The organism is Brevibacillus choshinensis (genome assembly GCF_016811915.1).
Classification (GTDB): domain Bacteria; phylum Bacillota; class Bacilli; order Brevibacillales; family Brevibacillaceae; genus Brevibacillus; species Brevibacillus choshinensis_A.
Map to the genome: position 1 here is coordinate 3285086 of NZ_CP069127.1, position 13874 is coordinate 3298959.

A 13874-nucleotide genomic window follows, 5' to 3' on the forward strand; every position below is an offset into this window, starting at 1 on the left:
CTTATACACCACCTTTGTATTCAGATAGCCGCTTTTTGACTTCGCTTTCTGCTATCTGGTCATGGTCTTTAACGTCAAAAAGAGCGCCTGCCACTTCAAACCTCTCGGCTTTTAAGTAAGCTGCGCTCTCGATCCAGTCCCTTCTAGTCCGTTTCAGATCAGAGGGATCTGCTTGTGGGTCTTTGCGTGCCACTAGGACCACTCCTCTTCAAACTCAAATGTGCTGATCTTCTCAACTGGAGCCTTTGGAATGGAAACCAGGTATTCAAACCGGAAGGTGACCTCCGTACGATCTTTCTTATCCGAACGGACTCGTATCGTCGTGTTGTCTATGTTGATGAACAGCCCATCCGTTTTTCCACGGTAGCTATAACGGTCTCGGCGCAATAATTGGCGTAGAGGCTCCGTCGAAATAGATTCGAAAACTTCTTGGCCGCCGATCTTCTTTTTGCAATGATGCAACACGATCCCAGCGTCGGAGATGATTTTGTACGACGACAGAGTGTTGCCTCTTTCGGTTACCTCTTGGGTTTGGATGAACGCAAGTGGAGGCTTAAAATTCCCTGATAGCCATACATTCAAGCTGTCCAGGATGGCGAGATCCGGGTACGCCTCGTTTATCAGATCAATCAAGCAGGATAATTCCCGATTCAATTACCTCACCATCCTTTCTAGCTCAGCTAGCAGCAATTTCTCCAGCAGCGCTTGCATACCGCCTTGGAAATCTTTCAGGGCAATATCAAAATACTTGCGGCCAATGAAGCTACGGGGGCGAACCATGAAACCGCCCTTTGCCTCTCGGTCGTAGATAAACTTCCCTACTCCGTTCCAATATCCGGGAACAAAATAGGGCTTGTCGATTGTGTATCCCTCATTCAGATACTCGGCATAGGTAAGATTGGAACCGACCTCAAGCGTAAGGGAATTGCGGTCGGCGTCGAACTCCCAGACGTTGTTGGGATCTCCTTGAGAGAACGAGTTCCAGAGCGTACCGGTATCAATCAGGTCTTGGCTGCCGAGCTCCTCGATGACGTGATTCATCAACTCTTCCCCAAGCTGATACAGGATTCGCTCAAGTGCCTGTGGCATGTTTCGGTTGAGCTTCTCCAACCGTTTCTGAAATTCACGGAAGTCCACTACTCGGCACCTCTTTTCTCCTGAAGGGCAATTACGAATAAGAGGCGGCGACCAGGCGTAGCGTTAACGACCACAAACTCACCATGCCCCGGCAATTCCAGAACGTCATCCTTCCGAACATCCTCCCTCGGTAGAAAACCGAGTGTGGCTTTGTACTCCCAGGTTACCGGGTCAGCATTCGCTGGACGTTGCCACGACGACTCTACGCCGCGTATACAGCCCATTACGGTTCGGGGGGGTAATTCCACAGGGCTAATTCTATTTCGCCCATCCTGCCCCGTTTCCGTTCGTTTCAGAATGATCGGATCATTCATGCGGTGATTCATAGGAGCATCGCCTTGACGTTTCCACCGTCGCTCGCCTCTGCTGTGAAAGCCATCCACTGCCGCAGCAGGGAATCTACCAGCGGGCTGCCTGTCGTGACGCTTGCCCTTTCGACGGACCATGTGTATCCCTGATCGGACTCGGAAGTTATGCCGCGCGCCTCCGCTCCAAGCGTCTCGTCATTGTCCGTCAAAGCCATTGCCTCAACCAGACGGAAGTGAGCCACTTCCAAACGGCTGTCGTCCTCCACGTACTGGCGTATAGTGAACAACTCGATTCGTACCTGAGCCTCGTCAACGAGATAGGAAAGCCGCTCAGGAGTCATTTCCTGAACGGCCCTCGTACTACTCTGCTCCTTTACTTTCTCCGGCGTCAGCATCGGTCTCACCCTCTTCTGGTTTAGTGGCGACAGTGCCCTCGCCTTTCTTACGAGGAGCGGCTTTCTCTTCCATCACTTCGAAATTGCCGCGCTCCTTCAGCTTCTTCAGCACCTTGTCGTCCTTTACTTCGACCGGTTTGTCTTTCTCAAAACGAAAGCCATAGGCTTGCAGCGAGGCGTTTTCCCCTGTGAATTTAACGAGCATTAAAACTCCACCCCTTCAACGTAGGCAACCGCTGCCGGTTCCTCGAAGATCGGGTCAAAGTCGGAGTGGATCGCGTAGAAACGTTTGTCAGCGTAGATCGCTTCTTTGCCTTCCGTAGTCTTCCGAATCTGCATGGCATAAGTGTGTACCATGACAAAGTTCGGCTGGTACGTGAACAGGATCGCACCTTCAGGCATGTGAGCAACCTCTTCCACATCATAGGAGTTGATCTTCTTCACACCGCCGGTAATCTGCAGCTGTACAGAAGCCGAGTTATCCATTTCGGCCAGCTTCTGGAGTCGTTTGGAATACGTGTTCGGATGCATGAAGTATTTGAACGTTCCACCTGTACGCTGGCGAGTAGGAATCGCGCGTTCCAGTTCAAAGAGAATGCCAGTTTTCTCAGCAGCAGTAATGGTTGCCCAATCGATGTAGTTGCCTGTTGTTTGAGCTAGCTTCAACCATCCGTCATTGATCTTCAGGAAATCATAGTCCGGATCTGTATTCAAAGTGGCGATGTCACCGTTGAAGCCAAGGTCCTGCATGTTATCGCCATAGTTCAATGTCATATGGCGCAAGATAACCTCTTCCGCATTTTGCCCGCGGACACGCTGTGTTTGGCGAATGAATTCTTCAGTAATTTCAAATGGCAGCACAACAGGAGTAACCGAGTAAGGAACCTGTGGGAATGTCGGTTTCTTTGTGTTGGTTGCTTCAGTGTCCTCAATTTTAGAACGCAAGTTACGTCCCGTTACACCGATCTTATCGATTGTACCTTGCGCGGATGTACGGGTTTCGTGACGGATTCCTCTAAGAAAACCAGTAGAATCATACGCCATGTCCAAGAACTTTTCGACTTGTTTGAAGTTAAGAGCCGAAGAGTCGCTCGCGGTTGTAGTCGCAGCTTTGCTAATAATTTGTCCGTTTGTTCTCATGTCTCTTATTCCTCCTTACAACAGTCCATCAAAAGAACTGTCGTCCTCATTTTTTTGAATCTGGTCATCAGCAGGCTGTTGTTGGCTGGAGCCACGTGCGTTTTTTATCAGCTGCACTTCTTGTCCCAAGGTCTCCATTTGTTTGCTGATAGGCTCCAGCACCTTTGCAAGTGCATCTGTCAGCTGGGCGCTGGCCGGATCCTTTTGTTGATCGTCTCCCTCCCCGCCTTCTGCCTTTTTCAGTTCTGCTACTTCTGTTTGAAGGGCAGTCAATTGTTTGGTAATTGGCGACATAGCCGCCTCTACTGCTTTTTGGATGTCCTCTGCTTTCACGTCATCTTCCTCCTTGTCTTCCACCTCAGCCAGAAGGTCTGCAATGGTGGTATGGGCTTGTTTCAATTTGTCCAGACGAGCTGTTGAGATCTTTCGGCCGGCCTTGGCAATCTGTTCAGGCGGTTTTCCTAGTGCCTTGGCGATGTCGTTTGCCCCAAGAATCTCTTGCAGGATGTCTGCAAACTCTTGGATTGCCTCTTTCGCCTTTTCCGGATCGCTTTCAAACTCATAGCGATCGGTCTGCCAGTTATAGCGTTTGATCGTAGACTCAAATGAGCTCAAGGCAGTCCAAAAATTATTGTTCTGCTTGTTACGCTCATACTTGTCTTTGACATCGCCCTTTACTATCCGGGTTAATGCCTTTGCGATGGAATACAAAAGCCCCTTCTCTACCGTTTCATGATCGGTATGCGAAGAGGCTTTTTCGATTTGTTCGCGTTTCCCAACTCCCCACATAGAGAAGCCGGTAATCTCGCCTTTTTCGATTTGTTCCCAAGTATCGTCATCTGTTACCTTTACCCCAGCCACCCAAGAGCCTTTCTTGATCTCCTGATCGCCTAGTTCCATGTCTACTGGTGCGATGTACGATTCCACCACGTACCCTTTGTCGGCATCCAAATCGTGCTGCTTATCGATGTTGTATGTGCTTTGACGTTCCATGAAGCCGTGGGCCGCCTTCTCAATTTCGCCGGCGGTCATTGTATCTCCGTGGGAGTCCTCTTCATCTGGCTCATACACTAGGCCGTAAACAATTTGCTTGGCCTTGTCTGCCTTAGCAATACGGATATCCTTTTGCAGCGCCTCTTTTCCTTCTTCCTTGAGGATTGCAAAGGGTTTTCCATTTGCCCCTTTATCAACGAGGGAAATGTGTGTGATCCTCGCGTCTTTCAGTGCGTACTTTTTCCCCAAATTCTTCACCTCCTTTCGTCTTAGAAAACAGCCTGCATAGTACAACGACAATGCACGATTTGTTTTGCACTTCCTGCTGGATCGCCTGGATGCATCAGCCTTTCACCTCCCACCTTGAACGGCTTATCAATATCGACCTCTTGGCCGTTTGCCTCTTTGTGATCATTCCGCGTGCGCTTGTTGTTTGCCGCCCGCCAGCGCTTTTTCTTCACGAGGCCGGTCTGTTTCCACCCCTCCAACTTTCCACCGTTGGCTGCCGCCGTGGATAAGGTCCGGGAGATGGTAACGGCCCTGGTCATCGTGAACGGCCCCTCTTCCCCGGCTGCTGCTTGCTTACTTACCTCTTTCACTAGGGTTGCACGCTCTGCAGGTGTCTTCCCTACTTCAGTGGCACGCTGGAAAGATCGGAGCATGTGGTCAGCAGATGTGTCACTCATAGCAGGCACCAGCTGCTTTAGCCTCTTAGCAAATTTGGCCGCTGCTTTGTTTTCCTGCTCCCACGTTACGTCTGTATTAATTCCGATGGCTTCGGACTCTCCTGCGAGATGGAACAAGGGCATGAACGCGTCGTAGACGGCTTGTTCAAACTTCACCTGAAAGTAGTCTCCGCCTTGTATCTGCAAGATGACTTTCCATAGCTCGTCTGCGTCAGAGGCCAACTCCTCGCTCAATTCCTGTATGGCTTCATCAAGCGCCTTGCCCTGTAGTCCCAGAAGGTCCGCAATCGTTCCTTCGCCTTCCTTGTACAACTTTTCAAGAAGCTCACGCTCCGCATGGGTTAGATCCAGGCTATCGAGAAAGTCATCGTCGTCCGCTTTGGCAATCAGATGCAGGCATCGATCACACATGCTGGCGTTCCCTCGTTTCACGGAGTAGCCGCTTGGCGATGGTTGCGAGTTTCTCTTCCGGCTCCGTATCCGTCGACTGACCGAGTGAAGCCTGGGATTGCATCAGCTGTATAATTGGTGTATCCAGATAGCCATCAGGAAAACGGCTCTCGTCAATGACTGTCCCAAGCACTTCCTCAGCAATCGGAATCAAGTCGCGGACAATTAGAATGCCTCGGTCAGCCAGATAATCAAGCATGGCCTTACGCTCGTCTGGGTCACTGATTTTGGGACTACGGAGGATTGCCTTTACTCGGTACACAGAGATAGCAGGCAGCAGTCGTTTGTTGAAGATCTCATCCATGATCCATTTTCGATACGGCTGGAATACCTGTTCCTCTACAATCTTGCGGGCATTATCACTGGTAGCTCGATTGTAGTCGTCTGACTCGCCAGTTAGGATTGGCGGGACACGGAATGCTGAACGTGTTTCTTTCCGTTTTTCCCGGTTGTACTCAATAAAAAGAGCATCCTGCTGGAGCAAATCATTCAGCTTGTCCAACTTGATGCTTGTCTTTTCCTTTTCATCACCAAGCATCCCTTTGTCGTATCCCTGTACTTCGAGATAGAGGATGCCTCCCTGAGACTTCTTTCCTTTCGCTCCTTTTAGAGCTTCGATCGACTGTGGCGCTAATTCACCATTCATCACCGTCAAAATCATTGCCAGCATTCGACCGTTGTCAAAGTAATCGAAGTTGAGCTCCTCGGCCTTCCTTGATCCCACAATCCCGGGCGAGTTACCGGACCAACGAGGCTCTCCGTATGTCCCATTTCCAAGCTGTAGGTGTATGACTTCATTCCCCTCGCCAGGCGCCCCGAATTCACGGAACCATGTTATATTCGTTCCTCGCTTTTGGGCGTACCGTCTGACCCACTTGCTCTGTGTAAACTCTTCTACCCTGCCCTGTACCAGTCTCTTATACTTCATATCGACTAGTTCGAGTGGCGCTGTACAACGCATGTATTCTGGAGGTATACGATATACAGCAGGGAGTCCACCGCCCCAAGCCACTTCAACATAGGCGTTTCCGCAGTGTTCAAGGTCTTCAATCAGTTGCCCCAGCAATTGCTCGTTAGACTCCTCCAGATTGGCCGTCTGCATAAACCGATCAGCAATGTCCCACTCTGCTTTTGCTGTTTTATCGCTCTCACCCGGCATATATTCCAACGTGCAACCGAAGCCGGTTATATTTGTTTTGTACGCCTCAATACACTGTGGGATGATATTGCTCTGTTTTACCACATGAACACATGCCAACGGGTCTAAAGTTGGCCGTATCAGCTTGTGTTCGTCGTAATCATGATCGAATTGGTCCGTAACAAGCTGCTTGCTCTCGCCAGTACCTTCTGCCTTGCCAATGGGATACCAACCAGTCGCGTTCGACATCAGATCCATCCTCCTTTCCCCTCACGCCGTTTATCTTCACGTGCAGCTGCTTTGCGCAGCAGGTGCCAAATCGTATACAAGGCATACCGTAGCGCATCCAGCGCATGGTCGTTTTCCTTGATGACCTCGTCCTCTCCCCTTGCTTGGGCTTTCGGGTCCCACAGATATGAGAAGAACTCCCGGATAAGGTTTACACACGAACGATGAACAAAAAGACGGCCTCCATTACCCGTGAGCAAGTTCTGCACGAGCTGGATGCCGTCTGTCACGCTGTTGTCAGCGCCTCTAATATTGGTAACACCTTTCTGCTTCAATTCAAGAATCAGCGCTGCTGCAGATGGGTCGAGGAATACCACCTCGGGACAATTGTTGCCAACGAACGCCAGATAATCCTCAGCCAGCTGGGCCACTGTCTTCTGTTTACCGACTTTCTTGGAGTCGAAATAATACTCCCGGATAGCGTAAAAGTCTTTCCCTTTCTGACCAAACAGTAGAAACGAAGTCGGGTTATTGATACCGTAGTCCCCGCCTACAAAGAGACGATCAAATGATGTTGGGAGTTCATCTACCACATGAACATCTTCATCAAACATGTCATAGACGACACCCTCGGCCATCACCCATAGACCAAGGATGTACCGCTTGAAGAAAACGCCGCTGAACATCCGTCTGAAGCGTTCCTTCACCTTCTCGGAAAGACTCAGGTTGTCGTCCATCGTGAAGTGAAGAACAAGGATGCGCTTTTCCTTCGCCTTGTCGATGAAGTCGGTATTGAACCAATGATACGGACCTGCAGGGTTGCAGTTGAAGAATACCTTTGCCCCATTACCATCCGTCTCAGCAGAGCAGCGGCCAATTGCTTGGTCAACGAATGATCGTGGAAACAGCGCTACCTCATCCAGATACGCGCCTGCTGCCGTCAGCCCCTGAAGGGTATCCTGGCTGGCCTCGTTGTTCGCACCGAATAGGTAGTAAGTATTCGTGCCGATGATGATGTGGGGATTCTCAGACCGATGGTAGTGGTAATCGATCCCCTTGGCCGTGAGTATCTGGAACATAGGCTCGAGAACGTTACGTTTTAGCGCACCCATCGACTTCCCGGCCACGATGAAGTTCTGATGACGGTGTTTTTCCAGAGACCAGGTGATGAACGAATCGATGCAGCCGATTGTTTTCCCCGACCGGATCGCGCCCTCGGCAATCACCATATCGTAATCACGATATGGACTACTGTCTGCCCACCACATGAGCAGCTTTTTTTGCTTCAAGCTGAATGGGATAAATTTGAACGAGGTGGTGCGCTTACGCTTCTTCGCCATCTTCGTTCACCTCATCCGCAAACACATCTGCCGCCTGTGCGTTCAGGGCAGCGGCATATCCGCTGTTTTGTTGATGGGCATCGCCGTCGGTATCCCCACGTAGATTTCCCACTTCTAGCTTCAGCTTCTCAACTCGTAGACGCTGCTCCTCGGTCGCCAGCCCCTTGTTGCACAATTCCTCGTACTGACGAATGAGTGACTGGAAGGTAGCCATTGCACGGGACTGTGCCTGCAGGAAGGTTGCCTGCTTGTCCCAGGCATGCTGATACTCCCATTCCTTTTCATCGCCGAACATACCCGGTTTGAACTTTTTCAGCACCTTCGTCTCGTCCTCTTGGTCCCGTACAAACATGATCTGCTGCGCGCGGATGATCGCCGTGTACTGGATCACAATGTTGTCCCAGAGCATATCCAGCGGCGAGCGTGTCTCAATCTGCTCCATGATCTCCAACGTCTCTTCGGGGAAGAACTTCCGAAAAAAGCCGTGGGTGACGGCGTTCAAGTTGCGCATCGGCGCAGCTCCTCCCGAATTACCCACGGCATTTTTATTCCCTTTTGGTGCTCCAGAGCCGACAGCGTTTCGATTCCCCTTTGGTGGTCCTGCCCGGCTCCGTGTGGATGCATCCTCTTTCGTAGCAGATGCATCTTTTGCATCTATGGATGCATCCTTCTCCCATGCTTGACGTTGCTTCCGACTTTTGATGGTCGGGTACTTGATCCCGTGCTTATCAGCCAAGTCCGACAAGGAAATTTCCGTTCTCTCGTATTCCTCTCTAATCACGTCCCAATCTACCGCCACTACATGATCACCACCACCTGATTGTTTGTGTTTGTTTTGCAAAAGAAAAAGCACCGAAAAGGTGCTAAGAAATTTTATATCCTTCTCATCATAAATCGTCTGTTTTTTGAGATTGGCTCAATTGACCTGGTTTTCTTCCTGAACTTCTCGGCGCCCCTCTTTTAATGCCGGTATTGAGCTCGTAACTTCTTCTAATCTGGTCTTCTTCCTTTACGCTGTAAGCAAGTTTTGATTCATAGTATTCGTATAATGCAATGGCCATAACCGAAGATATAGAGGTTCCTACAATTTCACTTCTCTCAGTGTACCATGCTTGCAATTCGTCACTAATAGTAATGTTTACTCGCCCCACAATCTGATTCCTCCCTATGTAATAACCGGATAACCAGATTATGAAGCAACATCACTAAAACGTCAAATTTCATCTTTACAGAAAACTTTTACATCATTTTGATGTTATCTTGATGTATATAACCCAATTAACATTGAATGTACAGTTGATATACCTTGAATACCGTGGGTGCCTTTATCTTCCTCTAAACTTGTTAATAAAGATAGGAATAGTAATTAGTCCAATCACAATTGGGATCGCAACACTTTGTATAGTGATAATGAGTTCTTGTTGTCCAAGGTTAATTGTTGGCATATTTCATTCCCCCTAATTTGAAAGCTTATACCCTAAAAATTCGGGAAAAGTTGCGATTGTAAAGAGCCCGCCCGGTTGCCCAGGCGATAGGAAGGGTTCGCGAAAAAAGTCCTTTCACATATAGCGGGCTTTCGTATGACAAAACAAAAGACAATTTCCCAAAGTCCAGTACTCGATTACAGAATTTGCTTGTGCGATCCAACGATTCTTGCAGAGGCGAGTTTCTGGTTAAGGCTCCTCGCATAGTCTCTACACCCTCACACTACCACTTAAGCTTATATGCCATGTAAAATAGAAAAGAGCCCACGTACTCTTAGATCGAGTAAGTGGGCTCTTAACGTGATATTGATTTTAATCTATTTCTTCAGGAACATCTTCTTATAAACAAGTACCTTATGACCAGCTAACCATGAGTTGGTCAATGTAGCTTCTACGAGTGTAGTTGCTGTTGGAGTTGTTTCTCCAAGACTCAAAACGGATTGTTTGTGCTCCAGTTCCAAGAGTGATTTGTTGATTCATGTACCAGTTTCCATTATTGGCATTCAGCGTCAGTTTGAGTACGTTGTTAATGTACACTTTCAGATAGCTGATTGGTGTTGCTGTACTGTCGAATCCAACCAGAGCATCGAATCGTAGTGTTGCAGTTGTTGCACCAGTTGGCACGTTTACTGTGAACTCCATATTTTTCGATGTGCCGATTTCAGTGGACAGCGTAGTTGGGGATGCGAAGCTTCCAGAACCAGTAGCACCACTGATACCAGAAGTTCTTGACCATACACCAGTGAAGGTGAAGTTGTAGTTTGTGTCTTCGAAGTCTTCAATGATGGTTGTTGGTGTTACTCCTCCACCACCGCTGGAAAGTGTAGTCCCAGTACGGGTGGAAGAAGTTGCGCTACCATAACTGTTACGTGCAATGACGTAGTAGCTGTACGTGGTGTTTGCTGACAGACCGGAATCTGTGAAGCTTGTGGATGTGCGACCACCGGAAATCAGAGAACCGCTGCGGTAGATGTCGTAGGACGTTGCGCCGCTTGCAGAGTAGGTCAGTGTCAGGCTGGACGTTGTTGCAGAGCCAACAGTCAACGATGGAGTGCTTGGAGCAGAGCCACCAGAAGTTGGTGTTGCGTACACTGTGTTGGATGCAGGGGAGTTGCCATAGCTGTTCTTCGCAATAACGTAGAAGCTATACTGTACTCCATTGGTCAATCCAGAGATTACTGGTGATGTGCTTGTTGTGTTCGTGTAGAACGAACCATCTTTGTACACATCGTAGCTGGTTGCGCCAGTAGCACCAGAAATACTCAATGTTACTTGACCACTGCCAGCAGAGTAGCTAAGAGATGGAGCAGAAGGAACAGAGCCTCCACCAGAGCCAGCGCTTACGGTTACGCCAGAGCCAGACACAGAAACATTATCAATGTAAACAGAGTCAGTTCCACCGTCTACGCTACCATCTTTTGCGTACTTGAAGGTGACGAGAGTAGTTCCTGCTGGTAGTGTGTACGTTATTTTTGTCCATACGCCAGAAATTCCAGACACGCCATCGAGAACAGTGTTCGCGCCAGCAGTTACCGTCAACTTATCCCATCCAGTCTCCGAATCAGTGCGGTAGTAGAACTCAAGTGTACCACCAGATGGAGCGTTTACGTTGAAGGTTGTTTGGGAAGTCCCACTGTGCGAGATGTCTGCATTGCGATAGCAGTAGGAGCCAGCATATGGCGAAGTGGTCACACGAACCCAGTCACCAGTGAACGGGATGTTGAAGCTTGTGTCTTCAAAGTCCTCAGTAATTTTGCTTCCTGCGCTTGGTGCAGTCACATTGAGAGTGAATGAGCCAGTAGAGGAAGTGCTATATGCGTAGCACTTGAGGAAATAGGTGTTTCCACCAATTAGTGGGTAGCTGATGCGAGGTTGCAAGTTTCCGTCACTGTCGTCGTCAGTGTACAGGTTTCCACCAGCAGAATTTAGCAATTCCATCTTCATGTCGAAGGATGCATCTGTGTCAAACGTGTAAGTTCCATCTGTTGCAGGAACGTATTTAAAGTAGACGATTTGTCCACCAGTCGCAATGTTTACAGAAGCGGAAGAACCAGACAGGATGATTGGGTTAGTCATGGATTCGCCAGCTTGACCTCCACCTCCACCACCTGTGCCATTTACATTAACAGTGATTCGGTCAATGTAAACTGCGTTTTGCCCTGCACTACTGTTACCCTTATCCCAGTGCAGTTCAACGAGGTACTTCTTGCCAGCAACTAAGTTCATGCTGTGAGTTACATACCCAGTGTCGATGTCGCTTTGGTAGAGCAGTGGCATACCGTTAACAGTAACCAGCATTACATCAGTCCAGCGGCAGTCTGCGCGAGTTACCATCTCGATTGTTGGGTTGACTGCATTCGATGGCAATTGGAATGTGAATCGGCTTGTTCCAGAGCCAAGCGCAGTCAGAGGAGGTGTGCGAAGAACGCTGTTCGCTCCATCTGTTCCAAGAACGAAGTCTCCTGTGATGTTGAAGTTGAAGTTTGAATCAGAGAAGTCTTCTGTCGTGTTTGCGGAAAGCAATGGGTAGGATAGCGCGCTTCCAGATGGAAGAATGTCAATTGACAAGTTAGCCAATCCTCGACCATACTCATTTTGCGTTCCGAATCGATTAACGCCAGCGTACAACTTGTCACGCAATCCCTGTGCAGATAGAGTAGGGTATGCTTGCTTGATGAGCGCCATCATACCTGTGGTGTACGGAGTTGCACAAGATGTACCAGTGTAAGATTCGGTAATTCCACCGGACTTGCTTGTAGCCGCTTGACCAGTCCATCCCATAATGTCCAGATAAGCACCAGTACCAGAATAGCTTGCTCGTGTTACGAATGGAGCGTTAGTAGAGCGAGAAGCGGCTCCTACTGCAACTACTTTTTCGTAATGCCCAGGGTATCTTACTGTGTCAATGGACGTGTCACCAGACTCGTCAGGGTAGTTACCAGCAGCGGCAAGGATTGGAATGCCTTTGGCTTCAAGAGCATCACAGGCAGCTTGCAAGTCCGAGCTTCCGGATGACAACTGAACATTACACAGAACAACGTCTACATCAAGAGTTGCCGCATATTCCAGTGCGTCAACTGTGTACGCAATACTTGTGTAGGCACTAGATGTATCTCCATCCTTCTGGAAGTAGCAGTTAATGATGTGAATGTCACACTCATACGCTACGCCAACTACTCCTGTTCCGTTTCTACGAGCAGCGATAACGCCAGCGCTCTTTGTGCCATGACCGGAAGTTGTTGGGTTTACATCCTCTGCGAATGTTGTGTCATTCACTACATCCCATGTGGAGAGAGGAGTTGGAAGGTCAGGGTGAGGAGTCATACCAGTGTCGATGAGAGCTACTTTTACTCCTCGACCAGTAAATCCTGCTTGCCAGAAATTGTAGACAGAAGACATCAGATGACCATTCGTCTCAACCTCTGTTGCCGATGGGTCCTTTGCTTCAACATCTTGGTCGATGTATTCGACTAACTCATGGTTCAACAAGTCGTCAACCAGTTCGTCATCAATTTGAACTGCGACAAGATGTCCGTTTCTGAACTTCTTGAAAACTTTGCCGCCAAACTGCTTCACAATTTTGCGCTGTTCTTTCTCGTCAACACCTTGCTTAAATCCAACAAGATACTGATTCTTAATGCGATGTTTTGAATTCTTGTTGTTTACTTTCCTCATTCAATCCTCTCCTTTAAAATTTATATTTTTACTCCTGAATAGGTCACAAATAGAAAAGCCACCCGGCTGCCCGAGTGGCTCGTTTCCTATTCACTTGACCCCATTTTAACTCTGGAACCTTTTCTATCGCTGAAATCATCTAAACTGTACCGTTTCGTCTACACTGTCAACCTTCTGTAATTTCATCTCCATACATGAACAAAGCCATCTTCATAATAACGGTTCGCTTAATATTATAATACTTCTGCCGACTAACCCCGATCTGCTTAGCAATTACCACATTGCGCTCTCCATCCAGCAGAGCTTCGATGACAACACGCTCTTTTTTATCCGTTATAGAATCAGCTGCCCGGTGAATTCGATCAACAGATGCTTGTAAGTTAGCTAAACGTTTCCATTTTCGTTCGCGTTGCGCAACTTCTGCATGGGTTCGATTACTAACTATTCCTTTGCCCCTGGGTTGTCCAAACTCAGCTCCGTAAAGACTCACTGTTCCTGAACCAATTTCGTTCATGTAGTTTTGTATCCGTTTGATTTCTACCATCATGTATCGGTAATCTTTTATGTCTTCCTCTGTACGTTGGAGGATTTCGAATGCTGGTTCCAAATCTGTAAATCCAGCAGATGATTGATCTGACTCCTCTAGTTCGCGATTATTATCACAATACTTTTCCCACTCTGGGCATGTCTCAACTTTTCCAACATGGAGATCATGTACGCGACAAACACTCTTTTTTCCCCAACTTGTGGCCGGACAATGACTGCAGACTTCCTCGATCAATATGTCTCTTTTTGTCGATATTTGTGTGCTCACCAATAATCCTCCTTTTGGATAGCCCATGTTATAATGTATATGCGAACATACATTCGGGGTTCTCCTTATTGGAGGACTCTTTTTTC

15 protein-coding genes are annotated in these 13874 nt (G+C 48.3%); all 15 read right to left on the reverse strand.

Annotation, left to right across the window (positions count from 1 at the left end; genetic code table 11):
* Position 1: 1 nt before the first annotated feature.
* The gene (locus JNE38_RS16530) at positions 2-193 is read right to left on the reverse strand and encodes a hypothetical protein (RefSeq protein ID WP_203254767.1); all 192 of its coding nucleotides are present in this window, start codon (positions 191-193) and stop codon (positions 2-4) included.
* Positions 193-654: a hypothetical protein gene (locus JNE38_RS16535; protein ID WP_203254768.1), complete on the reverse strand. Its 462-nt coding sequence runs from the start codon at positions 652-654 to the stop codon at positions 193-195. The genes JNE38_RS16530 and JNE38_RS16535 overlap by 1 nt, the downstream gene beginning before the upstream one ends.
* Positions 655-1137 (reverse strand): HK97 gp10 family phage protein, encoded by a 483-nt coding sequence (locus tag JNE38_RS16540; protein ID WP_203254769.1) that lies wholly within the window; start codon positions 1135-1137, stop codon positions 655-657.
* Entirely contained in the window at positions 1137-1463 is a 327-nt protein-coding gene (locus JNE38_RS16545) for a hypothetical protein (protein ID WP_203254770.1), read from the reverse strand. Before JNE38_RS16545 ends, JNE38_RS16540 begins: the two co-directional genes overlap by 1 nt.
* Positions 1460-1840, reverse strand: a complete 381-nt coding sequence (locus JNE38_RS16550) for a head-tail connector protein (RefSeq protein WP_203254771.1) — start codon at positions 1838-1840, stop codon at positions 1460-1462. The genes JNE38_RS16545 and JNE38_RS16550 overlap by 4 nt, the downstream gene beginning before the upstream one ends.
* A complete protein-coding gene (locus JNE38_RS16555) occupies positions 1806-2045 on the reverse strand; it encodes a hypothetical protein (RefSeq protein WP_203254772.1) in 240 nt (79 codons plus the stop codon). The genes JNE38_RS16550 and JNE38_RS16555 overlap by 35 nt, the downstream gene beginning before the upstream one ends.
* A complete protein-coding gene (locus tag JNE38_RS16560) occupies positions 2045-2980 on the reverse strand; it encodes a phage major capsid family protein (RefSeq protein ID WP_203254773.1) in 936 nt (311 codons plus the stop codon). Before JNE38_RS16560 ends, JNE38_RS16555 begins: the two co-directional genes overlap by 1 nt.
* 15 nt (positions 2981-2995) lie before the next feature.
* A complete protein-coding gene (locus JNE38_RS16565; RefSeq protein WP_203254774.1) occupies positions 2996-4222 on the reverse strand; it encodes an XkdF-like putative serine protease domain-containing protein in 1227 nt (408 codons plus the stop codon).
* 20 nt (positions 4223-4242) lie between these two features.
* The gene (locus tag JNE38_RS16570; protein ID WP_203254775.1) at positions 4243-5070 is read right to left on the reverse strand and encodes a phage minor head protein; all 828 of its coding nucleotides are present in this window, start codon (positions 5068-5070) and stop codon (positions 4243-4245) included.
* Positions 5063-6496, reverse strand: a complete 1434-nt coding sequence (locus tag JNE38_RS16575; RefSeq protein WP_203254776.1) for a phage portal protein — start codon at positions 6494-6496, stop codon at positions 5063-5065. The genes JNE38_RS16570 and JNE38_RS16575 overlap by 8 nt, the downstream gene beginning before the upstream one ends.
* The gene (locus JNE38_RS16580) at positions 6496-7815 is read right to left on the reverse strand and encodes a PBSX family phage terminase large subunit (RefSeq protein WP_203254777.1); all 1320 of its coding nucleotides are present in this window, start codon (positions 7813-7815) and stop codon (positions 6496-6498) included. The genes JNE38_RS16575 and JNE38_RS16580 overlap by 1 nt, the downstream gene beginning before the upstream one ends.
* Positions 7799-8614: a phage terminase small subunit gene (terS, locus tag JNE38_RS16585; protein WP_238933345.1), complete on the reverse strand. Its 816-nt coding sequence runs from the start codon at positions 8612-8614 to the stop codon at positions 7799-7801. Before terS ends, JNE38_RS16580 begins: the two co-directional genes overlap by 17 nt.
* An 88-nt stretch (positions 8615-8702) precedes the next feature.
* Entirely contained in the window at positions 8703-8966 is a 264-nt protein-coding gene (locus tag JNE38_RS16590; protein ID WP_203254778.1) for a hypothetical protein, read from the reverse strand.
* Between the two features lie 687 nt (positions 8967-9653).
* Positions 9654-12974: a S8 family serine peptidase gene (locus tag JNE38_RS16595; protein ID WP_203254779.1), complete on the reverse strand. Its 3321-nt coding sequence runs from the start codon at positions 12972-12974 to the stop codon at positions 9654-9656.
* A gap of 166 nt (positions 12975-13140) precedes the next feature.
* A complete protein-coding gene (locus JNE38_RS16600) occupies positions 13141-13788 on the reverse strand; it encodes a hypothetical protein (protein WP_238933346.1) in 648 nt (215 codons plus the stop codon).
* Positions 13789-13874: the final 86 nt, after the last annotated feature.

Excerpts from the sequence above, each read along its gene's own strand:
- JNE38_RS16545 (WP_203254770.1), bottom strand. The coding sequence starts at position 1,463 with ATGAATCACCGCATGAATGATCCGATCATTCTGAAACGAACGGAAACG.
- JNE38_RS16550 (WP_203254771.1), bottom strand. The coding sequence starts at position 1,840 with ATGCTGACGCCGGAGAAAGTAAAGGAGCAGAGTAGTACGAGGGCCGTT.
- JNE38_RS16555 (WP_203254772.1), bottom strand. The coding sequence starts at position 2,045 with ATGCTCGTTAAATTCACAGGGGAAAACGCCTCGCTGCAAGCCTATGGC.
- JNE38_RS16560 (WP_203254773.1), bottom strand. The coding sequence starts at position 2,980 with ATGAGAACAAACGGACAAATTATTAGCAAAGCTGCGACTACAACCGCG.
- JNE38_RS16570 (WP_203254775.1), bottom strand. The coding sequence starts at position 5,070 with ATGTGTGATCGATGCCTGCATCTGATTGCCAAAGCGGACGACGATGAC.
- JNE38_RS16575 (WP_203254776.1), bottom strand. The coding sequence starts at position 6,496 with ATGTCGAACGCGACTGGTTGGTATCCCATTGGCAAGGCAGAAGGTACT.
- JNE38_RS16580 (WP_203254777.1), bottom strand. The coding sequence starts at position 7,815 with ATGGCGAAGAAGCGTAAGCGCACCACCTCGTTCAAATTTATCCCATTC.
- JNE38_RS16595 (WP_203254779.1), bottom strand. The coding sequence starts at position 12,974 with ATGAGGAAAGTAAACAACAAGAATTCAAAACATCGCATTAAGAATCAG.